Raw genomic sequence first — 26,816 nt, 5'->3', positions numbered from 1 at the left:
TTCGCTCCCTTCCAAGATCCTGGCCCGCACCCCGTGTTTTCCTGTCGCCATCGATAACCGGGCGGCACGCAAGGCCCGGACTGGAACGGGAGGTACGAGGATGACGATAGGGAAACGTTTGCCCGCCTTGTGGCGCTGGGGCCTGTTGGCTGGGGTGTCGGCCATGGTGGTGGCGCCGGCGGCCTTGGCGGCGGAGACGCCGCCGGCGGTCGACCAACTGCAAGACGTGATCATCACGGCCCAGAAGCGGGCGGAAAACGTGCAGGACGTGCCCATCGCCGTCTCCAGCTTTTCCGCCGCCGCCCTGGAGGGCAAGGGCATCGACGACGTCCAGCGCATCGGCGGCCTGGCTCCCAACGTCACCTTGGACGCGGGCTCGCCCTTCTCCGGCTCCACTTCCGTCCTTTCCGCCTCCATCCGTGGCATCGGCCAGGATGACTTCGCCTTCAACCTGGACCCTGGTGTGGGCGTCTATGTCGACGGCGTCTATCTGGCGCGCACCGTGGGCGCCAACAGCGACCTGATGGACGTTGACCATATCGAGGTGCTGAAGGGCCCGCAGGGCACGCTGTTCGGCCGCAACACCATCGGCGGCGCCATCAGCATCGTCACCCGCCAACCGTCGGAGCAGTATCACGCCACGGCGGCCATCACCGGCGGCAGCTTCAACCGCATCGATGTCGGCGCCTCCGCCGACATCCCCCTGACCGACACCCTGTTCAGCACCATCACCGTTTCCTCCAAGAAACGGGACGGCTATCAGCAGGTGGTGCCCTATCCCGGGGCGGCGGGCACGGTGACCGACGCGGCCGCCTTCTCCCGTTCCGGCACCGGCAGCTCGGACACCCAAGGCGGGCAGAACAGCCAGACGGTGCGGGCCAAGCTTTATTGGAAGGGCTCCGGCTCCGTCACCGACACGCTGGTCGCCGACTACACGCAGGAGGACCAGTCGGCCACGGCCAACAGCCTGCTGGGCACGGTGACGGGCGGCGGCCTGTCGGCCCTCTACAACGCCTGCGTCACCCTGCCGGTGGCGACCCTGAACGCGATCAGCGGCGTGGGCGGCAACCCCAATTTCACCAACCTGTGCACCATTCCCCGGGCGGTGGTGGGTACCGCCCTGACCACGGGTCCACGCCTGACCTTCGGCAACCAGTTCCTGACGGGCGACATCGACAAGACCTACGGCAACGGCCTCAGCTTCTCCCACCTGCAATCCTATGGCGTCGCCAACACCCTGGACTGGGAACTGGGTGAGGATCTGGACCTGAAGTCCATCACCGCCTACCGCCGCCTGCTGTGGCGCACGGGCCTGGACGCCGATGGTTCGCCCCTCACCATCGCCGAGCTGTCGTTCAGCATGGACCAGCACCAGACGTCGCAGGAATTCCAGCTGACGGGCAAGGCCCTGGATGGGCGCCTGCACTTCGTCAACGGCCTCTATTTCTTCAACGAGGGCGGCAACCTGCACGACTACGTCACGTTCGACGAAGGGCTGCTGCAACTGGATGGGCCCAACAAGCTGGATACCACCTCGGTCGCCGCCTACACCCACCTGAACTATCAGCTGACCGACCGCATCGGCCTGACGCTGGGCGGCCGCTACACCTGGGAACACAAGACGTTCGAGGGCTTCCAATCCGACCTGAACGGCCTGAACTACAAGATTTCCGGCTGCTATCCGGTGTCGGAGGCCTGCCGCGCGGCCCTGGGCTTCCCCGTGTCGCGGGAGCCGTTGCGCTACTACCCCGCCGGCGTCAACACCAAGGACTTCTACATCTTCACGCCTCGGCTGGGAGCGGAATACCACCTGACCGACGATGTCATGGCCTATACCTCCTGGTCCAAGGGCTTCAAGTCGGGCAGTTGGACCACGCGCCTGTCCAACCCGCTCGGCACCGCCCCCGGCTTCGGCCCGGAAAAGGCGGAAACGGTGGAATTGGGCGTGAAGTCGGAACTGCTGGACCGGCGCCTGCGCCTGAACGTGGCGGGTTTCCACACCGACTACACCGGCATCCAGCTGAACTTCCAGGAAGGGGTGTCGCCCACCCTGCACAACGCCGGCGACGCCGAGATCTGGGGCGGCGAGGTGGAGGCGCAGGCCCTGCTGGGCGGCGGCTTCACCCTGGACGGCACGCTGGGCTACCTGCACGCCCGCTACACCAGCGTCGATCCCCGTGTGGTGGGCGTGACCTTGGACAGCCGCCTGCCCAAGACGCCGGACCTGAAGTTCAGCGTCAGCCCGGCCTACACCGCCAGCCTGGCCAACGGCGCCAGCCTGCGGGTCACCGTCGACTATACCCACACCAATCCCATGTACAACGACACCGCCAACACGGCGCTGCTGGAGCGGCAATCGACCAACGTGGTCAACGCCTCTGTCACCTACACCACGGCGGACGAACGCTGGCAGGCCACCGTGGGCGGCAGCAACATCACCAACGACCGCTACCTGACCACCGGCAACGAGAACGACGCCGCCGGCGTCATCTTCGGCACCTACAGCCCGCCGGCCCAGTGGTTCGCCACCCTGAAATACAAATACTGATCGCGGGAAAGAAGAAATGACCAAGCAGTTGGTGTCCGATGCGTCTGACGCCCGCCTCGACGGCCCATGGAATACGTCGGGGGATGCCCCAGGCGAGGGGCGGATTTTCACCGGCGCCTGGGTCCCGGCCCGGGGCGGGGTGATCGAGGTGACGGAGCCGGCGACCGGCCGGCTCCTCACCCTAGTGGGGCGGGCGGACACATCCGACGTGCGCGCCGCCGCCCAGGCCGCGCGGGCGGCCCAGCCGGCCTGGGCCGCCTTGCCCGCCGCGGCCCGCGCCCAGGTGGTGGAGGACGCGGCGCGGGTGATGGGCGCCATGGGCGACGCCGTGGTGCGCTGGTTGATGCGCGAGGGCGGGTCCGCCGGCGGCAAGGCGCAGGTGGAGCATGAGCACGCGCAGGGCTTCCTGCGCCACGCCGCCGCCATGGCGCTGGAGCCCCGCGGCCACATCCTGGCGTCGGCCCCACCGCGCACCAGCGTGGCGGAGCGCGTACCCCTGGGCGTGGTGGGGGTGATCTCCCCCTTCAACTTCCCGCTGGTCCTGTCCATCCGGGCGGTGGCGCCCGCCCTGGCCGCCGGCAACGCCGTGGTGCTGAAGCCCGATCCCCGCACACCCGTCTCCGGCGGCTTCCTCATCGCCCAGGCCTTTGCCGCCGCCGGCCTGCCGCCGGGACTGCTGCACATCCTGCCCGGCGGGGCGGAGGTGGGACAGGCCATGTGCGCCGACCCCGACATCGCCATGATCACCTTCACCGGCTCCACCGGCGCCGGCCGCGCGGTGGGGGAGCTGGCAGGGCGCCACCTGAAGAAGGTGCAGCTGGAACTGGGCGGCAAGAACGCCCTGGTCATCCTGGAGGATGCCGACATCGACCTGGCCGCCCGCAATGCCGCCTGGGGCGCCTGGCTGCACCAGGGCCAGATCTGCATGAGCACCGGCCGCATCCTGGTGCACCACAGCCTGCACGACGCCCTGGTGGAGCGCCTGGTGGCCAAGGCGCGGGCCCTGCCGGTGGGCGACCCGCTGGACGGTGTCGCCATCGGCCCGCTGATCGATGCCGGCCAGGTGGCGCGGGTGCATGCCATCGTCGAGGCCAGCGTGGCGGCCGGCGCCAAGTTGCTGGCCGGCGGCACGCACGACGGCCGGTGCTACGCACCAACCGTGCTGGCTGGCGTCACCCCCGGCATGCCGGCGTTCGAGGAAGAAATCTTCGGGCCCGTGGCGGTGGTCACCGCCTTCACCGACGACGACCAGGCGGTGGACCTGGCCAACCGGGGCGCTTACGGCTTGGCGGCCGGAGTCATCGGCGCCAATGTCGACCGGGCCAGCCGCCTGGGCGCCCGCCTGCGCACCGGCCATCTTCACATCAATGATCAAACGGTCGTGGCCGAGCCCCAGGCGCCGTTCGGCGGCATGGGGGCCTCCGGCAACGGCAGCCGCATCAGCGGCCCCGCCAATTGGGATGAGTTCACCACCTGGCGCTGGACTACCACCCAACCCCAGGCCCCCGCCTATCCGTTCTGACCCGCCAAGGACGCAGCGACCCATGCAGATCACCGCCGCCGTGGCCCACGGCATTAAAGCCCCCCTGACCCTGGAAACCGTGGAGATCGAGGACCCCCGTCCGGATGAGGTGCTGGTGCGGGTGGTGGCCACCGGCGTCTGCCACACCGACATGGCCATGCGCGACCAAGAGCTGCCGGTACCGCCGCCGGCGGTGCTGGGGCATGAGGGGGCGGGCATCGTCGTGCGGGTGGGGGCGGGCGTCACCCGCGTCGCCCCGGGCGACCGCGTGGTCATGAGCTTCAATTCCTGCGGCGCCTGCCCCTCCTGCGACGACCATCTTCCGGCCTACTGCCACGACTTCTTCGGCCGCAACTTCAGCGGCCGGCGCGCCGACGGCAGCAGCGGCCTGCGCTGGCCGGGGCGGGAAGGGGGGGTGCTGGGCGGCAACGTCTTCGGCCAGTCCTCTTTCGCCACCCATGCCTTGTGTCCTGAACGCAACGTGGTCGCGGTGCCGGCGACGGTGCCGCTGGAAATCCTGGGGCCGCTGGGCTGCGGTGTGCTGACCGGGGCGGGGGCGGTCATGAACGCCCTGCGGGTAGGTCCCCGCCGGTCCCTGGCCGTCTTCGGCACCGGGGCCGTGGGGCTCAGCGCGGTCATGGCGGCGCGGGTGATGGGGGCGGCGCCCATCATCGCCGTCGACGTGGTGGACACCCGGCTGGACTTGGCGCGGGAACTGGGCGCCACCCACGCCTTCAATCCCACCCGCGCCTCCACGGTGGACGGGATCATGGAACTGACAGGCGGTGTGGGTGTCGACTACGCCCTGGACACCACCGCCCGCCCGGCCGTTGTCGGCGACGCCATGCGCTGCCTGGCGCCGCGCGGCGTCTGCGGCCTGGTGGGCGCCATGCCGTTCGGCCAGACCCTGCCGGTGGATGGCGGCCATCTGATGAGCGGCGGCCGCAGCGTGCGCGGCATCGTCGAGGGGGACGCCGATCCCCATCATTTCATCCCGGCCCTGATCGATCTGTACCTCGCCGGGCAGTTCCCCTTCGACCGGCTGATCACCTTCTATCCCCTGGCGGAGATCAACCAGGCCATCCACGACGCCGAAGCCGGGCGGACGGTGAAGCCCGTGCTGCGCATGCCGGGGTGGTGAGCAAGCCGCGTCAGCCTCGGTGAAGGGATACGCGCCGGGCTGGATGCCTGTGCCCTATCGCCAGACGGGGAAACCCAATACAGCGCCCAGCTCGACCGAAAGGCGCACGCCGAACGCCAGGATGTCCTTGGACTGATGAACGGCGCCGGGCCGCAGGATGTTATCCGGATCCAGGACGTACTGGATGTTGGGGCTGACCTTGATGCCGCGGGCGACCTTGTAGCCGTAGTTGATTTCAAAGATGCCTTCGGCGTTGCGCATGGGATCCGTGCCGCCGGCCGCGGCACGCGAGGCGCGCAGGAAATCCACCTCACGCGGGCCCAGTTGGATATAGCTGCCGACGATGCCGAAGGTGTCGTCCGGCCGGCTTTCGAATGGCCCCGTCAGCACGAACCCCAGCAACGTCTGCCTCTTGAATTGGGTATAGTCCGCGGTCGACCCGATCATGCCGCCGAACAGCGTCAGGTTGCGCTGCCGGTCCCCGCTGAAGCGGGCCACGACCATGTCCCCCATGGCGTACCAGCCGGTTTGGCCTTCGTCATGGACCAGCGCCGCGCCCTTGTAGGCGATGCGTGACACGCCACGGCTGTTGAGGAACGGGTCGGAGACGGGGGAGGTGTTGCGGAATCCGCCCAGGCGCACGTGATAGGCATGGTCTTCCAAGGGCGATGCGGACTGGAAGCCCATCTCCCCCGCGGTTTGCACCCCGGTCCCGCCCTTGGTCGACCAGTCAAACCCGTTGGTGGGGACGAGGGAGGTATTGGCTTCGAACGCCCCCGCCTGGACGTAGAAGGTCTTGGACAGGTTGGCCTTCACCCGCCCGCCCCAGGTGCCATAGGGGAAGAAGGACAAGGTCTTGTTCTGGATCGGCAGGACGGCGGGGTTGAAGCAGACCGAGTTATTCTGGAAGTTGCAGTAGATGGTTGAAGCGTTGAAGAAGGTCAGCGCCGAGACGCGCCCGCCGGTGATGTTGATCTTGCCGTCAAACAAGTCCTGGTCCAGCGACAGGGCGGAAAGGCGCATGTTGTGGTAGCTCTTGAAGCGCGTCTGAAAGCTGACGGCGTTCAAGGTGTGCTCGGCGGCCAGGGATGTGCCGATGGAGTCGTTAATCGACATATGGAATGTCGCGCCCGACCAGCCGAGCATCTTATCGAGGTCGAGGTCGGTGCCGAAGGGGGTGGCCAGTGAATTGGCCTTGCCCTGTCCCTGGCCGCCCGTGGTGTTGGCCGCGAACTCGTCCACGACCAGGGCACGCAGGTAAATGCCCCGGTCGGCCAAAGCCTGGCCAATGTCCCTGAAGGGGCCATCGGGGGGAGGGGGCGTGAACCCGCTTCCGGGGGGTGGAAGGATGTGGAGTTGGGGGATAACCCGGGCGCGATCGGTTTCAGTGGTTGGCGCCGCCTGCCCCTCAGCGGTGGTGGCCGGCTTTCCTTGTGCTGTTTCAGGTATGGTTTCAGCCAGACCGGGGGTCGTGCCCAAGACGATGCATCCCACCAGCGCCGCCAGCGTTCTCATGGATAAAGCCTCCCCTTTCGGACTTCGTCTCGCGCGAAGTTCCGTTGGAATTTCGGAGTGTGTTCGGACGCCTTTGCCCCGGATCTAGGGCGATAGGGTCTCCAAGGACTTGCCGGTCGTCTCCGGTGCGCGCAGCCAGACGGCCAAGCCTGTGAAGGCCGATACGACAGCGAAAACCAGGAAGACGGGCGCCACAGGGCCTTGCGCGACCACCATGCCGATCACCCAGGGTCCCGCCATGGATCCGGCACGCAGCCAGGCGCTGCCCAGGCCGGCCCCCAAGGAGCGCAGGCGCGTCGGGTACAGTTCGCCGGAGTAAAGGTAGAGGGAATAGGTGACGGTCTGGACAGCGGCGAAGGCGGGGGTGGCGAGCAACAGGACGGTCAGCGCGCTGCTCGCCCCCTCCAGATAGAGCGCCGCCAGTGGAACGACGGCGAAGGCCAGGGCACCGATATACCAGCGGCGGCGGCCGACCCGATCGATGGCCAGGGCGCAGATGAAGGAGGCCACCAAGGCCGCACCGGTGGTGATGAAGCCATAACCGATGGCCTGTCCGACCGGCATGTTGAAGACCGTCTTGTAAAGGGTCGGCAACCAGGTGACCAAGCCGTTGTTGATCATATAGGCGCCGAACCACATGACCCACAGCAGCAGTGTCCGGGGACCATAGAGGGGACCGAACAGCTCCTTCACCGAACCCTGGGCCTTTGGAGCGATCACCGTCGTGGGAATGGAAGGTTCAGGGAGTGTCTTGCCGCTGCGGATCGCGCTCGCCTCAAGGCGGGCCACGATAGTCTCCGCTTGCGCCAGCCGCCCCTTGCCGATCAGCCAGCGCGGGCTTTCCGACAGGAAGAAGCGCAAGGGTATGACCAGGGCGACCGGCACCATGCCCACGATGAACATGGCCTTCCACCCAGCCTCGGGAACCAGCACCAGGCCGATGGCGCCGGCGGATGTGAGGCCCACCAGGAACAGAAGCTCGTACAACAGGAAGAAACGCCCCCGTTTCTTGGCGCCCGACAACTCGTTGACATAGGCGCTGGCCACGGGAACTTCGCCGCCTGTTCCTATCCCTTGGAGGAAACGGAACAGCATGAGGGAGTGCGCGTCCCAGGCGAAGATGCAGGCGCAGCTCATGGCCGCAAAGATGGCGATGGCGATGGCCAGGACGGGCAGGCGTCCCAGGCGCTCAGCCAACCAGCCGAAGATAACCGCGCCGATCAGCTGGCCGAAATATCCGGAGGAAATGATGGCGGCCGTGGCCGCCGGCGTCAGCGCCCATTCCTTCGACAGGATGGGCATGGCATAGGCGATGGCGATGGTCGTGTACCCATCGAAAAACGTCGCCATGCCGACGCATCCCCGCGCCCACATGACGGGCTTGGTTACCGGCAGGCGTTCCAGCCGGGCGATGAGGCGGGCACCTTCGGTCATGGACGTGGCGCTCCGTCGCTTCGCGTCGTCCATCAAGATCATATCCATTTGACCCCTCCCTCTGGACGCACGCCTTCCCGCCCCAGCGTACCGGGCGTATGGCATGTCTTATTGTCTTTATATGGGTGGTCAAGGCACCCCAGCGGGCCTGGGGTGCCTCGCAGCCGGACTCAGATGATGGACGCCGCCTTCAGCGCGGCCTTGATCTCAGCCTCCGCTTCAGGGGACAGGTCCCGAAGGGGGGAGCGGATCGTCGCGTTCTTCAGGATGCCGCGGGCGACCAGTGCGATCTTCAGGGCCACCGTGCCCTCCATATGCGACCCGCGATGATAGATGGCCTTGGTGACCGGCAGCAGCTGGTCATGAATCTTCCGGGCCTTGGGATAGTCCTTGGCCTTCCCCGCGGCGATGAACTCCACCAACAGCTCAGGCGCCACGTTGCCGTATCCGACCAGCGCGCCATCCACGTCGAACATGGTGTGCAGCAGGTACTCATCGTGGCAGGTGAGGATCTGCAGGTCGGGGAATTCGTTGCGCAGGACGGGGATTTCCGTGTCCCAGCGGCGCATGTTGCGCACGCCGTTCTTGGTGGCCACGACGCCCGGCTGGGCGGCGATCTCCAACTGGGTCTTCAGGTTGTAGCTGGCCTTGGTGACGTCGGGGTACTGGAACAGGATGCACTGCAGGCCGGACTCTTCATGGATGGCCTTGTAGCGATCCTGCGGCGCCCCGTCCTGGAAGCCGAAACGCAGCCAGCCATGGGACGGGTAGACCAGCGCCCCGATGGCGCCGGCGTCGGCGGCGCGGCGCGCTTCCTTGGCCGCCACTTCGGTGCCTTCGCCGGTGATGCCGGCGATGATGGGGACTTGACCGCCCACCGCCTCCACCAGCGTTTCAATGAGTTTCACCTGCTCATCCTGGGTCAGGAAGGTCCCTTCGCCGGCGTGGCCCAGGCAAACCAGGCTCTTCACCCCATTGATGGAAACCAGCCATTTCGCCAGCGCGGCGTTGGCTTCGTAATCCACCTTGCCGTCCTTGGTGAAGGCCGTCACCGGGGCCGGGCTCAGCCCACGCAAATCCATGACGGGGGTGCGAAAGGCGGACTTCTCCTGCCGGGAGATGGGCGCGTTCATGGGTTTCCTCACAGTTATCGGTTTCAGGCGACGTCCCATCACCTGGTGAGGGATCGTTCGCGGGAACGTTCCCACGATCGATCCAAAGCACACTGGAGTCAAGCCCGATCTTGGGGCATACAGAAGGGAGGGCGGGGCCGGCGCGGCGGCGTCAGGTCGATGGTGGGGAGAGTCTCTTGGCGGAAAAGGAAGACATGGCTGGCCGCCCGGCGCGGATGATCCCGGGGCGTGTGACCTTGCACGACGTGGCGGCGGCGGCGGGGGTGTCCAAATCCACCGTGTCGCGCATCCTGGATGAACGGTTGCCGCAATCGGATAGCGAGACGGCCCGGCGGGTCCGGCAAGTGGCCGCCGGTCTCGGCTATATCCGGGATGTCTCGGCCGCCAGCTTGCGGCGCGGAAAGACGATGACCATTGGCGTGATCGTGCCGCGCCTGACCGACACGGCGATGGCGATGCTCTATGAGGCGCTCACCAAGGCTTGCGTCCGTTCCGGACGGTTCGCCATCGTCGCGACGACGGACGATAGGCCCAAAGCCGATAGGATGGCGGCGGAAACCTTGTTGCGGCGGGGGGTTGACGGCCTGGTCTTGTCCACCGCCCGGCAGGATGATGACTTTCCCAATGACCTGACACAGCGCGGCGTGCCCCATGTCCTGGCCTTGCGCACGGATGGCCGCAGCCTGTCCTCGGTGGGCGATGACACGTTGGGCGGGTACCTCGCGACCCGGCATCTCCTGGATCTGGGGCACCGCCACATCGGCCTTATCGCCGGACCTTCTTATGCATCCAGCGCGCGCGGTCGCGTCGAGGGATATAAGCAGGCGCTTGCCGAGGCGGGGGTGTCGCAGGATCCCGCCTACATCGTCGAGTCAACTTTCGGGATCGAATCCGGCGCGGGGGCGGCCTTGGCCTTGATGCGCCTGGATCCAAAGCCGACGGCCATTTTCGCGGTCAATGACAACACGGCCATCGGCGCGCTGTCGGCGCTCACCAGGCTGGGATATACGGTGCCGGGCGATGTCTCCCTTGTGGGTTACAATGACATTCCCATTGTCAGCCACTTGCCGACGCCGTTGAGCACATTGCGGGTCCCCTTTGACCAGATCGCATCGGTCGCGCTTGATTTGCTGACGGAGGATCCGGTCGCCGTGAGCGACAGGATCAGGGTTTCCGCACCCACGCTCATCCCCCGCCGGTCCACGGCCCCGCTTCCGCCGAAACGGGGCTGAGCGGGATGCCTATGAACCGCCTCCTTCGGAGGCATGCGCATAGATTATTTTCCATAATTACAATTATCGGTTTCCGTTGTGTAGGCGGGGTGGACTCAAAAACGAAGTGCGACTTTCCCCGCACTATGGTTTCCATCCTGGAGCGCCGACACCAGGGCCGTTACCTTGGCCCGGAACCGGTACCTCCCGGATCGGCGACATGGAGAACCCCGGTGGATGACCTGAAGCCCGCGCCCCCGGCACATCCAACCGTTTCCTCGGCCGTTTCCCCAGGCTCAATGGCGATCGCGGCGGTCTCCACGGTGGTGGAGTGGTACGATTTCACACTCTATCTCTATTTCGCGCCGGTGATCGCCCGCCTCTTTTTCGGGGGAAACGGGGCATCGCTGATCACCGCGCTGGCGGGGTTCGCCATCGCCTATCTGCTGCGGCCCCTGGGCGCCATCGTGTTCGGGCACATTGGCGATCGCTTCGGGCGCCGCCGCATGATGCTGCTGTCCATGGCCATGATGAGCCTGGCCATGCTGGTCACCGCCCTGCTGCCGACCTACCCGGCCATAGGCGCCGCCGCGGGATGGCTGCTGTTGCTGCTGCGCTGTGTCATGAGTTTTTCAGTGGGTGGCGAATATACCGGCGTCGTCGCCTACCTGATGGAGGGGGCCGGCCCGCGTCGGCGGGGGCTGATCACCTCCTGCGCGTCGGCGGCCAGCGAGGTCGGCGGTTTGCTGGCTGTCGGCGTGTCCGCGCTGACCGTGCATCTGTTGGGCGTGGCGGATCTGGCTTCCTGGGGCTGGCGCATCCCGTTCTTTGTGGGGGCCGCGCTGGCGGGCGGTGTCTGGTTCGCCCGATCAGCCATGGAGGAGTCACCGGACTTCGAGCGGCAGGCGGCGGCCGGGGCGGCGCCGGCCCGGCCCCTACGGTATGCCCTGACGCACCACCGCGCTGGCATCTTCCGGTCCTTCGCCATCTCCGCGCTGGGGTCGATCACCTATTATGTCGGCATCACTTACATTCCGGCCTTCCTGACATCGGTGGGATCGTTGAGCGAGGGTATGTCCCTGTGGCTGTCCACCATCGCCGCCGTCGCGGTCATCGCCATCACGCCGATTGTCGGCGCGCTGTCGGATCGGGCGGGGCGCAGGCCGGTGCTGATCGGCCTGACCCTGTGCAGCGCCCTGCTGCCGGCCCCCCTGTTCTGGCTGATGGCCAGCGGGTCCCCCGTCCGGGCCCTGGCCGGGGCCATCCTGCTGGCGGCTGTGGCGGGCGGGGTCAGCGCGGTGGGCGCGGTGGCGACGGCCGAACAGTTTCCGGGTGAAGGGCGGCTGACGGGGCTGGCTTTGGGTGCTACGGGGGCGACCGCCCTGTTCGGGGGACTGACGCCCTTCGTCGCCCATACCCTGGTGACCCGCACGGCATGGCCCCTGGTTCCCGGCGTTATGATCGCCCTGGTCGCCCTGTTGGTGCTGCCCATCCTCCTCCGGATGCGGGAAACCGCGCCCGGCGGCAGCGTCTGAACGGTGGGGCCCGTCACCCCTTCCCCAGCCAATCCGCTCACGCCCGGCACACGTCCCGGTTGCCGGCGCCTGTGCCGTCTGGCGCGCCGCTGCGCGAAGGGCATAAGGCGCACCGATGCTATTGGGCACAACGTGCCAGGGAAATAATCCTTGTGATGCGCCGCGTACCGCACTATACCCATGCCACCCATTAGGGCGGGCATGGAGTGCACGTTAATGCAACTTTTATGAACATTGCCGCCAAGTGAACGAATGTGTCTCGCAGGATGGTGAATTGGTGTCCTCAAAGCGAGTTCATCAAGCTTTATTTATAGAATTGCCTTAATACGTTCATGAACGTTCAACATATTCCAGCAAATCAATAACATAGATTGAATCAGCAATCAGAACATCGATTGCATCGGGTGTAGATTGTACTGGGTTTGTCAGCGTGACAGGTGCCTTTGGCAACTGTCGCGAATGGTATTTTTTACCGAATCCGTCCATTCGTCTGAAATCCATCGATGGTGTTCCCATGCCCGGGTCCGTTCTAGGCGCCAAAGCCATCAGAAATATCGGCCAGTCGCCGATGGTGGAGCCCTCATCCGGCTTGCAGGATTTCATCGCCATCGATCAGGCTTTCGCCGACCACGCCCAGGCCCGCCCCCATCATCCGGCGATCATCACGGACGACGGCATCCTGTGCGCCGCGGACATCAACCATAAGGCGAGCGCCCTGGCCGCCGCGCTGGCCGCCCGCGGCGTGGCTCCTGGTGAGGCGGTGGGCGTGCTCGTGCATCGCTCCGCACAACTTCCGCTCGTCTTCCTCGCCATCCAGCGGGCGGGCGCCGTTTATGTCCCGCTGGCGGCCGACCATCCGCCCGCCCGTCTGCTGGCCATGGTGGAGGATGCGGCCATCCGCTTCGTCGTGGCCCTGGACGGGCTGATGCCGCCGGTGGAAGTCATGGACCGGCTGGCCGGGATGTCGGGCGGGTTGATCGATCCGGACACCGTGTCCCCGGGCGCGGCCCCCCCACCCGTGTCGCGGCGGATCGCCAACGACATCGCCGCCATCCTATTCACCTCCGGCTCCACCGGGCGGCCCAAGGGTGTGCTGATCCGCCACGGGGGCATCGCCCACATGGCGCGGGGCCACGCGCAGGCGCAGGGCTTCCACGGCGGCGACCGTTTTCTGCTGTCCAGCGCCCCGGGCTTCATCCTGGGCTTTCGCGAGCTGTGCCTGCCGCTGTATCTGGGTGCCGCCCAGGTGCCGGCCACCCGCGCCCTGCTGGACGATCCGGCCGCCTTGCTGGCGCTGATGGAGCGCCACGCGGTCAGCGTCGCGTCCTTCACCCCATCCTACCTGCGCCTGCTGGACGGGCACGTTCCCGCCGGCCTGCGCTGCCTGATGACGGCGGGGGAGCGGCCCAACATCGCCGACGCCCTGCACTATGGCGCCCGCGTCGCCTATTGGAACATGCACGGCGCCACCGAGGTCTGCGGCACCATCTGCCTGCTGCGCGTGACGCCGGAAGGGTGGGCGCACGCCGACCGTCTGCCCAGCGGCCGCCCCTTCCCCGGCATGCGGGTGCTGATCCTGGATGGGGAGGGCGCGCCCGTGCCGCCGGGCGAGGTGGGCGAAATCCACGTCCTGGGCGACGGGCTGTCGCCCGGCTACCTGAACCAGCCGGAGTTGACGACGCGCACCTTCGTCGGCACCACCTTCGGCCGCGCCTACCGCACCGGCGACATGGGCCGCTGGCGCGACGATGGCCTGCTGGAGGCGCTGGGCCGCCGTGACGACATGGTCAAAGTCTCCGGCCAGGCGGTGGCCCTGGCGGAGATCGAGCGCGCGCTGGCCCGTCACCCGGGCGTCACCCACGCCAGCGTGGTCCTGGCGGATGGGGGGCTGGTGGGCTTCGTCGCCGGCACCATTACGCCCGACGCCGACTGGGCGGCCTACCTGGCGACCCTGCTGCCAGCTTACATGGTGCCCGCGCGGGTCATCGCCCTGCCCCGCCTGCCCACCAGCAGCGCCGGCAAGATCGACCGTCAGGCCCTGCTGACGCTGGCCCGTGATCATCGCGACCACCGCGTCGCCACGCCGCAGACCTTGCCCCAGGGTGAGCTGGAACAGGCTGTGGCCGCAGCCTGGCAGGCGGTGTTGGGCCCCGGCCTGATCCTGCGCGACGACAATTTCTTCAGCCTGGGCGGCACCAGCCTGCGCGCCATCGAGGTGGCCGTCCGCCTGCAGGCCCGGGGCCATGCGGCCACGGTGCAGGACGTGCTCTCCACCCTGACGGTGCGTGCCCTGGCGGCCCATCTGGCGGTCGGCGGGGCCGACGCCGATGATGCGGGCGCGGGTGACGAGGGGCCGGCCACCGTGGGCCAGACCGATTTCTGGCTGGCCCACCGCCTGGGTCTGGCCGGGGCCGGGCACCATGTCGTGCGCGTGCTGGAACAGGCGCGGGGCCGGGCCACGGTCGAGGACTGGCGGGCCGCCTGGCGCGGCCTGGTCACCGACCACCCCGCCCTGCGCACCGCCTTCGTGGAACAGGCCGACGGCACCGTCCACTGGCGCACGGTCGCGGGTTTGGCCGCCCCGGACCTGGCCCTGTGGGACTGCGCCGACGACGTCGACGTCCACGACCGGCTGGCCGCCGCCGTCGCCGAGCCCTTCGACCTGACCCGGCCGCCGCTAATTCGCGCCGGCTTGATCCGGCTGCCCGCCGGTGGCGGCCGCCTGCTGTTCTGGCTGGCGGCGCACCACGCCGTGGTCGACGGCCTGGCCATGGGCCAGGTGCAGGATGATTTGGCCCGCCGGCTGCGGGGGGAGGCGTCCGCGCCCGCCACGCATGGCGTCCGTGTCGCGGCGGCGGCCGAGGCGCGCTACCTGGCCTCTTCCTCCCGGGAGGCCGACCAGCGCTACTGGCGGGACCAGTTGGACGCGGCGGCGGCGGGCGAGGATGACATCCTGGCCGATTTCGCCACCGACTACGCCCGCCCCCTGGCGCCGCAATCGCCGCCGGCCGCACCCCGCCATGCCGCCATCGGCGCCGCCACGGCCCGCACCCTGGCCCGCCTGGCGCGCCAGGCGGAAACCGGCCTGCATGGCCTGCTGCTGGCCCTGTTGGGGTGGGAGGCGCAGCGCCGCAGCGGCAGGCCCCGCGTCATCATCGGCAGCGGCTTTTCCGTCCGTCCCCCGGGCGCCGAGGCCGCCATCGGCCATTATGTCAACGTCCTGCCCCTGGTGTTGGGCGCCGGGGCGGACGGCACGCTGGCCAGCCGGCTGGCGGATAGCCGGGACACCCTGCGCGCGGCCCTGGCCCACGCCCGCTATCCTGGTAGCTGGATCGCCCGGGAGTTCCAGCAGCGCTGGCCCGGCCGTCGCGTGGCGGAACGGCCGGGCCTGTTCGACATCACCCTGACGGCCAACCCGCCCCCGGCCACGGAGGGTGCTTCGGATGGTGTGCGCCGATACCTCCTGCCCAGCCTGGGGCTGCCGCCCTTGGCCGGCGTCGACTTGGCCTTCAGCTACGAGTGGGTGGAGCCGGCGGAGAGTCAGGGCGGCGAGGACCAGGCGGGCGATGATTTGCGCTTGGTCCTGCACTGGAACCCCGACGTCTACGCCGCCACGACGGCGCAGGCCTGGCTGGACAGCCTGGTGGCGTGGGCGGAATGGCTGGCGGCCGAACCCGCCCGGCTGCGCCAGGCGCCCCCCGCCCTGCTGGCGCATGAGGCGGCGACACTGGCGGCGTGGGAGGCCGGTCCCACTGTGGAGCGCCCCGCCGTGGGCGCCCAGATTCTGTTCGAGGACTGGGCCCGGCGCCAACCGGAGGCCGCCGCCGTGATCACCCTGGACGGCGTCCAGGGCTACGCCGACCTGGACGCCGCCGCCAACGGCATCGCCAACAGGCTGCTGGGCCTGGACCTGGGACCGGACCGGCGTGGTCGCCGTCTTCACCGACTGCGCGCCGTCCCTGCCGGCCGTCATCCTGGGCATCTGGAAGGCGGGAGCCGTCTATTTGCCCTTGGCCACCGACCTGCCGGCGGAGCGCCTGGCCTACATGGCGTCCGACGCGGGCGCCAGGGTGCTTGTCACCGTCCCCTGTGGCGGCGACCCGGTGCCGCCACCGACCCTGCTGGCCATCCTCGGCCCGGTGCTGGACGCGGGTGCCGTGCCCCCGGCATCGGGTGTGGATCATGGCGGCGCCGGGCCGGACGACCTGGCCTATGTGATCTACACCTCCGGCACCACCGGCCGGCCCAAGGGGGTCGCCATCACCCATCGCGGCTACGTCAATACCATCCTGTCACACGCCGGGACGGTGGGCCTGACGCCGGCGAACCGTACCAGCCTGGTGGCGACGCCGGGCTTCGACGCCAGCCCATGGGAATTGGGCATGGCGCTGCTGAACGGCGGCGGCCTGGTGCCCATCGGCCGGGCGCTGCGTGACGATCCCTGGGCGCTGAAGCGCCACTACGCCCAGCTGGGCGTCACCTGCGCCTTTCATGCCCCCTCATACCTGCGGGTCAGCGCCGAGACGCCGTTCCAGGGCCTGCGTATCCTGAACACCGGCGGCGAAGCGCCGCGCCACGGCGATGCCGCCCGGCATGGCCCCCCCATCGCCTTCTGGAACGCTTACGGGCCGACCGAAACCACCATCATCGTCACGATCGGCCTGGTCGAGGGCGATGCCGATCCGCGGCGCCCGCTGTCCATCGGCCGCCCCCTGGCCAATACCCGCGTCAGCCTGCGCCGGGACGACGGCACGCCCGTGCCGCCGGGTGAGGTGGGTGAACTGTGGTTGGCCGGCGCCGGTGTGGCCCAGGGCTATCTCAACAATCCTGAGCTGACGGCCGACCGCTTCGTCATGACGGATCGGGGCCGCGCCTACCGCAGCGGCGACCTGGGCCGCTGGACCCCCGACGGCCGCCTGGAACTGCTGGGCCGCATGGACCAGCAGGTGAAGTTGCATGGCCAGCGGGTGGAGCTGGGCGAGATCGAGGCCGCCCTGCTGGCCCACCCCGCTGTGCGCCAAGCGGCTGTGCTGGTTTCGACGGACGCGGGGCATGTGGCGCTGCGCGCCTTCCTGGTGCCGCGGGAAAACGAGGCGCCGCCCGCCCGCGACGCCTGGCAGGCTTGGCTTTCGCCCCGCCTGCCGGCGCACATGATCCCGGCCAGCTACACCCCCGTGGGCGCCATCCCCACCACCGCCAGCGGCAAGGTCGACGCCCGCGCCCTGCTGGCCCTGGCGCCGCCCCTGGATGAGGGCGTCCGCACGCCCCCCTCGACCACGCTGGAGCGATCGGTGGCCGAGGTCTGGGCGACCTTGCTGGGCGGCGGCCTGCCGGACCATGAGCCCCGCGTGGCGCGGGAGGACAATTTCTTCGCGCTGGGCGGCAACAGCCTGCTGGCCGTGACCATGGCGCACCAGCTGGCCCAGGCCCTGGGCCGCCCGGTACCGGCCCGCGACCTGTTCATCGCCCCCACCCTGGCGCGGTTCGCCGCCCATCTGGCGGGAACGGAGATGGTCGCAGATGTCCCCGCCCCCGCCGAGGTGGATCCCACCCTGGCCACGTTGGGCGAGCGGGAGTTCTGGTTGGCCGAAGCCGCCGGCCTGGACACCGGACATTTCACCATGCCCCTGATCCGCCGCGTGCTGGGTCCCGTGCCGGATCCGGCGTGCTGGGACGCCGCCTGGCAGGGGCTGGTGTCGCGGCACGCGGCCTTGCGCACCACCTTCGCCGCCGATGAGGACGGTACCGTGCGGCGCCATGTGGCGGCCTCGGCGGAACCGGCCGCCGGGCTGGAGTTCACCGCCGTCGCCGACCGCGCCGCCGCCTTGGCCCATATCCGCGACCGGCAGTGCGCGCCCCTGTCGCTGCGCCAGGCGCCATTGTACCGCGTCGGCGTGGTGACGGTTGAGGATGGCGAGGCCCTGTTCTGGCTGGCCCTGCACCACGCCGTGGGTGATGGCGCCTCGCTGGAGGTGCTGCTGCGCGATTTGGGCACCTTGCTGGGCGGCAGGGAGCCGGCGGGCGCCGCCGTGGATGCCGTGGGCCTGGCCCGGCAGGAGGCCGCTTACCTGGCCGGTCCCGACGCCGCCCGCGACGCGGCGGCCTGGGGCGCCACCTTGCGCGCCTTGCCCGACGCCCTGTTCGACGATTGGGCCCTGGACCACCCGCGCCGCCTGGACGCCGCCGCCCGCAGCCATAGGCTGGAGGGGGTGTTGCCCGCCGCCCAAGCCAATGCCCTGCGCCGCCTGGCCCGCCAGGGCCATGGCAGCCTGCATGCCCTGATGCTGACCCTGTTGGGCGGCGAGGTGTTCCGCCGCACCGGCCGTGGCGACTTCCTGATCGGCAGCACCGTGTCCCTGCGCGAGGACGCGACGGTGGCGGAGGCGGTGGGCTATGCCGTGACCCTGGTGCCCGTGGCCTTCCATCTGACGCCCAGCCAGGACATCGCCGACCGTTTCGCTGCCGTAAGGAGCGAGCTGGGGAGCGCCCTGCACCACGCCCGCTATCCCTTCGCCCGCCTATGCCACGATTTATGGCGCGAGCGGCCCGCCCTGCGCGACCCCGCCCGCTTCCCCCTGTTCGACATTGTCGTCACCGAGACGCCGGAACTGCCCGGCGGGCGCGGCGCCGATACGGACGGCACCCGGCTGGCGCGGCTCAGCAGCGCCGAGGGCGCTGGGTTGCATTATGAACTGGCGCCCCACGGCGCCGGCCAGGACATGGCCCTGTCGCATGAGGCCTTGCCCGATGGCGGCTTGGTGCTGAAGTGGCAGATGAACGCCGCCATCTATGACGCTGACACAGCTCACCAATGGCTGGAGGGTCTCCTGAGCCTGGCTGCTTGGCTGGCGGACCAGCCCGCCCTGGCCGGCCGCGTGTCCTCGGCGCTGCCGTCGGAACAGGCGCTATTGGCCCGCTGGCAGGCGGGGCCGGTCACCTTCCGGCCCGACGCCCGCCCGGTCGACCTGATCGCGGCGCAGGCGGCCGCCCGGCCGGAGCATCCCGCCCTGATCCTGACGGACGGCACCACCGTCCCCTATGCCGCCCTGCTGGGCCGCGCGGGCCGGCTGGCCCGGGGCTTGGTGGCCCAGGGGATCCGGCCGGGCCAGGTGGTGGCCGTCGTCGCGCCGCGTGGTGCCGCCGACCTGCCGGCCACGCTGCTGGCCCTGTGGCAGGCCGGGGCGGTCTATCTGCCCCTGGCGGCCGACCTGCCGGCCGACCGCCGCGATTTCATGGCGCGCGACGCCGGCGCCGCCCTCGTTCTGGATCTGACAGGGGACGGGCTGGCCACCTTGGAGCGGGCGGGCCAGGACGGCATTCCGCTGCCGCGGGGGCGAACGGGCGACACCGCCTACATCCTCTACACCTCCGGCTCCACCGGCCTGCCCAAGGGCGTGCGGGTGGGGCATGCCGCCCTGCTGAACACGTTGTTGGGCGTGGGCGAGGGTTACGGCCTGACGTCCAACGACCGCACGCTGATGTTCGCCTCCCCGGCGTTCGACGTGTCGCTGTCCGACATCGGCCTGCCCCTGGTGTTCGGCGCCACCCTGTGCCTGGCCTCGACCGAGACCATCGAGCGGCCGGCGGCCCTGCTGGATCTGATCCGCGACCGCGGTGTCACGGTGGCCGACCTGACGCCCACCTACCTGCGTCTGCTGGATGGCGCCCTGCCTGACAGCGTGCGCATCCTGGTGACGGGCGGCGAGGCGCCGCTGGCCGGTGACGTGGCGCGTTATGACGGTCGCCTGCGGTACGTCAACGCCTACGGCCCCACGGAAAACGCCATCACCAGCACCATGGGCGCCCTGCCCGTGGCTGGGCTGGACGGCGTGCTGGCCACCGGCCGCCCCCTGCCCAACACCCTGGTGGAGATCCGCGACGCCGCCGGCGCCCTGGCGGCCCCCGGGGCGGTGGGCGAGATCTGGCTGGGCGGCCTGAATTTGGCGGAAGGCTATCTCAACCGTCCCGACCTGACCGCCGCCGCCTTCATCGGCGAGGGCGTCGGGCGCCGCTATCGCACGGGTGACCTGGGCCGCTGGCGCGGCGGCCACGATGGCGGCCTGCCGGTGCTGGAAGTGCTGGGCCGGCGTGACCACCAGGTCAAACTGAACGGCATCCGTATCGAGTTGGGGGAGATCGAGGCGGCGCTGGAGGCCCACCCCGCCGTGGCCCAGGCCGTGGTGGCGCTGGAGGCCGCCTCCGGTGGAGAGCCCGGCCGCAAGAGCCTCTGGGCCTTTGTCCGCCCGAACGAAGGTGCGTCCCAGGATTGGCTAGCCACAGGCTGGCGCGAGAGCCTGGCCGGTCATCTGCCCGCCTATATGATCCCCGCCGCCCTGCTGGTGGTCGACACCATTCCGGTCACCACGTCCGGCAAGGTCGACCGCGTGGCCTTGCGCGCCCTGTTGGCCCTGTCCGGCGCGCAGGCGAACGCCGGTCCGGTGGGCGGCCCACCCCAGGGGGCCGTTGAGGAACGCGTCGCGGCGGCGTGGCGGGATGTGCTGGGCTGCGGCGCCGTGGGCCGGGAGGATGACTTTTTCCGCCTGGGTGGACACAGCCTGTTGGCCATCACCGTGTCGCACCAGCTGGAGAAGGCCTTCGGCCATCCTGTCCCGGCGCGCGAGCTGTTCAGCGACCCCACCCTGCGCGGCTTCGCCCGACGCGTGGCCCAGCTGGGCCAGGGTGACGCGGGCGCCGTCAGCGCCGGCAGCGACCATGCCACGCAAGGCCAGCGCGAGTTCTGGGTGGCGGAAGCCGCCGGCCTGGATACCCGCGCCTTCACCATGGCCCTGGCCCTGACCGTCACGGGCGCCGTGCCGGATGACAGGGCCTGGCGCCGCGCCTGGACCGCCCTGGTCCGGCGCCACGACGCCCTGCGCTGCCACTTCGAGGAAGGGGCCGACAGTGTGCGCCGCCCGGTGCTGGACGGCGACGCCGTCCCGGCCTTGGTGGACCAGCATTTCCTGTTCGAGACGGCCGGCGATGCCGATGCGGCGCTGGCCCAGGCCCGCGCCCAGGCCATCCCCCTCGGCCAGCCGCCGCTGTGGCGGGCCGGCCTGGTGCGGACGGCGGAGGGCGCCGTGTTCTGGCTGGGGCTGCACCACGCGGTGGGCGACGGCCTGTCCCTGGCCGTGCTCATCGAGGACCTGACCGCGTTGTTGCGCGGGGACGTGCTGGAACCACCGGCGGGCGGCCTTGCCCGCTCCACGGCGCGGGAGGAGGCCTACCTGGCCAGCCCCGCCGCCGACGCCGACGCCGCCTATTGGCGCGATACCCTGGACCATCTGGTGGCCAGCCCGGCGCCAGAGGGCAACGGGCCCTTCGATGAATGGCCGCTGGACGCGCCGCGTCCGCTGGGCCGCACCAGCCAGGCCACCAAGGGCAGCCACAGCCTGCGCCTGTGCCTGGACGCCGAAACCACGGCCGGCCTGCGCCGCATCGCCCGGAGCCAGGGCGCCAGCCTGCACGCCCTGATGCTGGCCCTGATGGCCATCGAGGTGCGGCGCCGCACCGGCCGGCCGAACTTCACCCTGGGCACCGCCGCCTCCACCCGCGAGACGGCGGATGAGGCCCGGGTGGTGGGCTATTACCTGAACATGCTGCCCCTGGCCTGCCATCTGGCGGAAGGCGACACGCTGGCCGAGGTCCTGGCCGGGGTGCAGCAGTCGCTGGCCGATGGCCTCGGCCATTCCCGCTACCCCACGGCCCGCATCCTGGCCGACTTCCGTGGCCAATACCCCGATCTGGTCCAGCCGGGGCGCTTCCCCCTGTTCGACATCGCGGTGACGGAAAATCCCGGGGATATGGACGGTGATGCCGCCCAAGCCGCCGCCTGGCGCTTCGTGCCGCAGCGGACACCCACCGCCGGGGCGCTCGACTATCGCCTGACCGCCAATGCCCCGGCCCAGGACATGGTGCTCGCCCATGAGGCACGGCCCGACGGTGGCCACGCCCTGCAACTGTTCGTCAACGCCAGCCTCTACGACCGGGAAACGGCGGAGACCTGGGTGCTGTCGCTGGCGGCCCTGGCCCGCCATGTGGCGCGGGGTGCCGCCGGCCAGCCCCTGCCCCTCCTGCTCCCGGAAGAGGAAGCGCGCCTGGCGGGCTGGGAACAGGGGCCTGAACTGGTCCCACCCGCCCCGCGCTTCGACCGCCTGTTTCAGGACTTGGCCCGCTCCCAGCCCGACGCGCCCGCCCTGATCACCGCCGCCGGCATGCGCACCTATGCCGAGATGGAGGCCGAGGTCAGCGCCCTGGCCGCCGCCTTGACAGCGCGGGGTCTGCGCCGGGGCCAGGTCGTGGGTATCCTGACCGACCGCTCCCCCGCCCTGCCCGCCGCCGCGTTGGCGGTATGGCGGGCCGGCGGCTGCTATGTGCCGCTGACCAGCGACCTGCCGGGCGACAGGCTGGCCTTCATCGCCCAGGATGCCGGCGCGCAGATGATCCTGGCGCTGGATGGCCACACCCCGCCCGACGCCTTGGCCGCCCTGGGCCTGCCCCTGCTGCGGCCGGAAGAAGTGCGGGACGTCTCCCCGGCGGACGAGAACCTGCCCCGGGAAGTCGGCGCCGATCCCGCCTACATCCTCTACACCTCCGGTTCCACCGGCACGCCCAAGGGCGTGGTCATCTCCCACGCCGGCCTGATGAACCTGACGGCGGGCCTGGGCGAGCGGTTCGCCCTGACGCCTCACGACCGGGTGCTGACCCTGGCCTCCCCCACCTTCGACCTGTGGATTTCCGACGTGGTCATGGCCTGGGGCACCGGTGCCGCCCTGTCCCCCCTGACCCGGGCCGAGATGGACGACATCGCGGCGATGCCGGCCTTGATCGCCGGCCGCGGCATCACCGTCGCCGCCATGGCGCCATCCTACCTGCGCCTGTTCGAGCGGGCGCCTCTGCCGCCCCTGCGCATCCTGATGACGGTGGGTGAGGCGCCCATCGCCGCCGACGCCCGCCACTACGCCGGCCGCCTGGCCTGCTATAACGGCTACGGCCCCACGGAGAACACCGCGGCCACCACGGTGGGGCTAGTTGATCCGGATGCGCCCCGCCTGACGGCCGGCCGGCCCCTGCCCAACATCCGGGTCATGATCCTGGACGCCCAAGGCCGCCAGGTGCCCCCCGGCGCCATCGGCGAAATCTGGGTGGCCGGCGCCAGCCTGGCCCAGGGCTACCTCAACCGGGCAGACCTGACCAAGCGCGCCTTCCCCATCGCCGCCGACGGCCGCCGCTATCGCACTGGAGACCTGGGCCGCTGGACGGCCGGGGGCGAATTGCTGGTGCTGGGCCGCACCGATGGTCAGGTGAAGCTGCGTGGCCAGCGGGTGGAGCTGGGCGAGATCGCCGCCGCCATCGAGGCCCAGTCCGGCGTGCGCCAAGCCGTCGTGCTGGTGCACAAGGATGCCGCCGGCAACCAGGCGCTCTACGCCTTCGCCACCGGCGCCAACCTGGCGGACGGCGCCGCCTGGCGCGAGGCCCTGGCCCAGCGCCTGCCCAGCTACATGCTGCCGGCGGCCGTCATTCCGGTGGAGGCCATTCCCACCACCCTGGCCGGCAAGGTCGACCAGGCCAGCCTGCGCGCCCGCATCGACGACCATCGTTTGCGCCAGGCAGGAGAGCAGCGTGCCACCACCCCACCCCAAGGGCCGGTTGAGGAGCGCATCGCGGCGGCATGGCGGGACGTGCTGGGCTGCGGCGCCGTGGGCCGGGAGGATGACTTTTTCCGCCTGGGTGGACACAGCCTGCTGGCCATCACCGTGTCGCATCAGCTGGAGAAGGCCTTCGGCCATCCTGTCCCGGCGCGCGAGCTGTTCAGCGATCCCACCCTGCGCGGCTTCGCCCGCCGCGTGGCCCAGCTGGGCCAGGGTGACGCGGGCGCCGTCAGCGCCGGCAGCGACCATGCCACGCAAGGCCAGCGCGAGTTCTGGGTGGCGGAAGCCGCCGGCCTGGATACCCGCGCCTTCACCATGGCCCTGGCCCTGACCGTCACGGGCGCCGTGCCGGATGACAGGGCCTGGCGCCGCGCCTGGACCGCCCTGGTCCGGCGCCACGACGCCCTGCGCTGCCACTTCGAGGAAGGGGCCGACAGTGTGCGCCGCCCGGTGCTGGACGGCGACGCCGTCCCGGCCTTGGTGGACCAGCATTTCCTGTTCGAGACGGCCGGCGATGCCGATGCGGCGCTGGCCCAGGCCCGCGCCCAGGCCGGCCAGGCCATCCCCCTCGGCCAGCCGCCGCTATGGCGGGCCGGCCTGGTGCGGACGGCGGAGAACGCCGTGTTCTGGCTGGGGCTGCACCACGCGGTGGGCGACGGCCTGTCCCTGGCCGTGCTCATCGAGGACCTGACGGCCCTGCTGCGCGGGGACGTGCTGGAACCACCGGCGGGCAGCCTTGCCCGCTCCACGGCGCGGGAGGAGGCCTACCTGGCCAGCCCCGCCGCCGACGCCGACGCCGCCTATTGGCGCGATACCCTGGACCATCTGGTGGCCAGCCCGGCGCCGGAGGGCAACGGGCCCTTCGATGAATGGCCGCTGGACGCGCCGCGTCCGCTGGGCCGCACCAGCCAGGCCACCAAGGGCAGCCACAGCCTGCGCCTGTGCCTGGACGCCGAAACCACCGCCGGCCTGCGCCGCATCGCCCGGAGCCAGGGCGCCAGCCTGCACGCCCTGATGCTGGCCCTGATGGCCATCGAGGTGCGGCGCCGCACCGGCCGGCCGAACTTCACCCTGGGCACCGCCGCCTCCACCCGCGAGACGGCGGATGAGGCCCGGGTGGTGGGCTATTACCTGAACATGTTGCCCCTGGCCTGCCATCTGGCCGACGCCGACAGCTTGGCCGACGTCCTGGCGGGGGTGCAGCAGTCCCTGGCCGATGGCCTCGGCCACTCCCGCTACCCCACGGCCCGCATCCTGGCCGACTTCCGCCGCGACCATCCCACCCTGGTCCAGCCGGGCCGCTATCCGCTGTACAACCTGCTGGTCAGCGAGACGCCCATGGCGGGAGAAAGCGGGGGCGACACGAACTGGGCGCTGGCGACGGCCACGATCACCATTCCGGAGCGGCCCACCTATCGGCTGAACGCCATCGGTGCCGCGCACGACATGGCCCTGACACACGAGGCCCTGGCCGACGGCCGCCTGGTGCTGCAGTGGGTGGTGGACGCGGAGCTGTATGATCAGGAAACGGCGGAGACCTGGGCGCTGTCGCTGGCGGCCCTGGCCCGCCATGTGGCGCGGGGTGCCGCCGGCCAGCCCCTGCCCCTCCTGCTCCCGGAAGAGGAAGCGCGCCTGGCGGGCTGGGAACAGGGGCCTGAACTGGTCCCACCCGCCCCGCGCTTCGACCGCCTGTTTCAGGACTTGGCCCGCTCCCAGCCCGACGCGCCCGCCCTGATCACCGCCGCCGGCATGCGCACCTACGCCGAAGTGGAGGCCGAGGTCAGCGCCCTGGCCGCCGCCTTGGCAGCGCGGGGTCTGCGCCGGGGCCAGGTCGTGGGCATCCTGACCGACCGCTCCCCCGCCCTGCCCGCCGCCGCGTTGGCGGTATGGCGGGCCGGCGGCTGCTATGTGCCGCTGACCAGCGACCTGCCGGGCGACAGGCTGGCCTTCATCGCCCAGGATGCCGGCGCGCAGATGATCCTGACGCTGGATGGCCACACCCCGCCCGACGCCTTGGCCGCCCTGGGCCTGCCCCTGCTGCGGCCGGAAGAAGTGCGGGACGTCTCCCCGGCGGACGAGGACCTGCCCCGGGATGTCGGCGCCGATCCCGCCTACATCCTCTACACCTCCGGTTCCACCGGCACGCCCAAGGGCGTGGTCATCTCCCACGCCGGCCTGATGAACCTGACGGCGGGCCTGGGCGAGCGGTTCGCCCTGACGCCTCACGACCGGGTGCTGACCCTGGCCTCCCCCACCTTCGACCTGTGGATTTCCGACGTGGTCATGGCCTGGGGCACCGGTGCCGCCCTGTCCCCCCTGACCCGGGCCGAGATGGACGACATCGCGGCGATGCCGGCCTTGATCGCCGGCCGCGGCATCACCGTCGCCACCATGGCGCCATCCTACCTGCGCCTGTTCGAGCGGGCGACGCTGCCGCCCCTGCGCATCCTGATGACGGTGGGTGAGGCGCCCATCGCCGCCGACGCCCGCCACTACGCCGGCCGCCTGGCCTGCTATAACGGCTACGGCCCCACGGAGAACACGGCCGCCACCACCATCGGCCGCATGGACCCGGACGCGCCGCGCCTGACGGCCGGCCGGCCCCTGCCCAACATCCGCGTCATGATCCTGGACGCCCAAGGCCGCCAAGTGCCCCCCGGCGCCATCGGCGAAATCTGGGTGGCCGGCGCCAGCCTGGCCCAGGGCTACCTCAACCGGGCGGACCTGACCAAGCGCGCCTTCCCCATCGCCGCCGACGGCCGCCGCTATCGCACTGGAGACCTGGGCCGCTGGACGGCCGGGGGCGAATTGCTGGTGCTGGGCCGCACCGATGGTCAGGTGAAGCTGCGTGGCCAGCGGGTGGAGCTGGGCGAGATCGCCGCCGCCATCGAGGCCCAGTCCGGCGTGCGCCAAGCCGTCGTGCTGGTGCACAAGGATGCCGCCGGCAACCAGGCGCTCTACGCCTTCGCCATCGGCGCCAACCTGGCGGACGGCGCCGCCTGGCGCGAGGCCCTGGCCCAGCGCCTGCCCAGCTACATGCTGCCGGCGGCCGTCATTCCGGTGGAGGCCATTCCCACCACCCTGGCCGGCAAGGTCGACCAGGCCAGCCTGCGCGCCCGCATCGACGAT

Annotated in this window: 10 protein-coding genes and 1 pseudogene; 7 read left to right on the top strand and 4 right to left on the bottom strand. The window is 70.2% G+C overall.

What is annotated here, in order from left to right; genetic code table 11:
• Nucleotides 1–100 precede the first annotated feature (100 nt).
• The 3 genes from UAA55_RS06905 to UAA55_RS06895 are packed head-to-tail and all read left to right on the top strand — an operon-like array spanning nt 101 to nt 5,211.
• Nucleotides 101–2,548, top strand: a complete 2,448-nt coding sequence (locus UAA55_RS06905; RefSeq protein ID WP_322951947.1) for a TonB-dependent receptor — start codon at nt 101–103, stop codon at nt 2,546–2,548.
• Between the two features lie 16 nt (nt 2,549–2,564).
• Nucleotides 2,565–4,070: a benzaldehyde dehydrogenase gene (locus UAA55_RS06900; RefSeq protein WP_322951946.1), complete on the top strand. Its 1,506-nt coding sequence runs from the start codon at nt 2,565–2,567 to the stop codon at nt 4,068–4,070.
• A gap of 22 nt (nt 4,071–4,092) precedes the next feature.
• Complete coding sequence (locus tag UAA55_RS06895) at nt 4,093–5,211, top strand: NAD(P)-dependent alcohol dehydrogenase (RefSeq protein ID WP_322951945.1); 1,119 nt, start codon at nt 4,093–4,095, stop codon at nt 5,209–5,211.
• 54 nt (nt 5,212–5,265) lie between these two features.
• Here UAA55_RS06895 and UAA55_RS06890 read toward each other — a convergent pair whose 3' ends face one another.
• From UAA55_RS06890 to UAA55_RS06880, 3 genes are all read right to left on the bottom strand, one after another.
• Nucleotides 5,266–6,489 carry a carbohydrate porin gene (locus UAA55_RS06890; protein WP_322951944.1) on the bottom strand — a complete coding sequence of 408 codons (1,224 nt, stop codon included), beginning with the start codon at nt 6,487–6,489 and terminating at the stop codon, nt 5,266–5,268.
• A gap of 321 nt (nt 6,490–6,810) precedes the next feature.
• Nucleotides 6,811–8,208, bottom strand: coding sequence for an MFS transporter (locus tag UAA55_RS06885; protein ID WP_322951943.1), 1,398 nt, complete (start codon nt 8,206–8,208; stop codon nt 6,811–6,813).
• Nucleotides 8,209–8,330: 122 nt separating this feature from the next.
• Nucleotides 8,331–9,293, bottom strand: coding sequence for a dihydrodipicolinate synthase family protein (locus UAA55_RS06880; protein ID WP_211106977.1), 963 nt, complete (start codon nt 9,291–9,293; stop codon nt 8,331–8,333).
• Nucleotides 9,294–9,469: 176 nt separating this feature from the next.
• On the opposite strand from UAA55_RS06880, the gene UAA55_RS06875 reads away from it, so the two are divergent.
• Together UAA55_RS06875 and UAA55_RS06870 are read left to right on the top strand one after the other, a co-directional pair.
• Nucleotides 9,470–10,525, top strand: a complete 1,056-nt coding sequence (locus UAA55_RS06875) for a LacI family DNA-binding transcriptional regulator (RefSeq protein WP_322951942.1) — start codon at nt 9,470–9,472, stop codon at nt 10,523–10,525.
• 278 nt (nt 10,526–10,803) lie between these two features.
• Complete coding sequence (locus UAA55_RS06870; RefSeq protein WP_322951941.1) at nt 10,804–12,039, top strand: MFS transporter; 1,236 nt, start codon at nt 10,804–10,806, stop codon at nt 12,037–12,039.
• Nucleotides 12,040–12,369: 330 nt separating this feature from the next.
• On the opposite strand, the gene UAA55_RS06865 is transcribed toward UAA55_RS06870, so the two are convergent.
• A complete protein-coding gene (locus tag UAA55_RS06865; RefSeq protein WP_322952430.1) occupies nt 12,370–12,648 on the bottom strand; it encodes a hypothetical protein in 279 nt (92 codons plus the stop codon).
• Here UAA55_RS06865 and UAA55_RS06860 point away from each other — a divergent pair.
• Both UAA55_RS06860 and UAA55_RS06855 read left to right on the top strand, forming a co-directional pair.
• Nucleotides 12,554–15,433: pseudogene (locus UAA55_RS06860) on the top strand (amino acid adenylation domain-containing protein); the annotation flags it as partial. The gene UAA55_RS06865 and the pseudogene UAA55_RS06860 overlap by 95 nt on opposite strands.
• Before the next feature lie 532 nt (nt 15,434–15,965).
• A partial coding sequence (locus UAA55_RS06855) for a non-ribosomal peptide synthetase (RefSeq protein WP_322951940.1) occupies nt 15,966–26,816 on the top strand: 10,851 nt, incomplete at its 3' end.

Source organism: Nitrospirillum guanabarense, assembly GCF_034653355.1.
In the GTDB taxonomy this organism is placed as follows: domain Bacteria; phylum Pseudomonadota; class Alphaproteobacteria; order Azospirillales; family Azospirillaceae; genus Nitrospirillum.
This window is presented reverse-complemented; position numbering and strand designations above follow the sequence as displayed.

Excerpts from the sequence above, each read along its gene's own strand:
- UAA55_RS06880 (WP_211106977.1), bottom strand. The coding sequence starts at position 9,293 with ATGAACGCGCCCATCTCCCGGCAGGAGAAGTCCGCCTTTCGCACCCCC.
- UAA55_RS06885 (WP_322951943.1), bottom strand. The coding sequence starts at position 8,208 with ATGGATATGATCTTGATGGACGACGCGAAGCGACGGAGCGCCACGTCC.
- UAA55_RS06870 (WP_322951941.1), top strand. The coding sequence starts at position 10,804 with ATGGCGATCGCGGCGGTCTCCACGGTGGTGGAGTGGTACGATTTCACA.
- UAA55_RS06900 (WP_322951946.1), top strand. The coding sequence starts at position 2,565 with ATGACCAAGCAGTTGGTGTCCGATGCGTCTGACGCCCGCCTCGACGGC.
- UAA55_RS06895 (WP_322951945.1), top strand. The coding sequence starts at position 4,093 with ATGCAGATCACCGCCGCCGTGGCCCACGGCATTAAAGCCCCCCTGACC.
- UAA55_RS06865 (WP_322952430.1), bottom strand. The coding sequence starts at position 12,648 with ATGGCGATGAAATCCTGCAAGCCGGATGAGGGCTCCACCATCGGCGAC.
- UAA55_RS06905 (WP_322951947.1), top strand. The coding sequence starts at position 101 with ATGACGATAGGGAAACGTTTGCCCGCCTTGTGGCGCTGGGGCCTGTTG.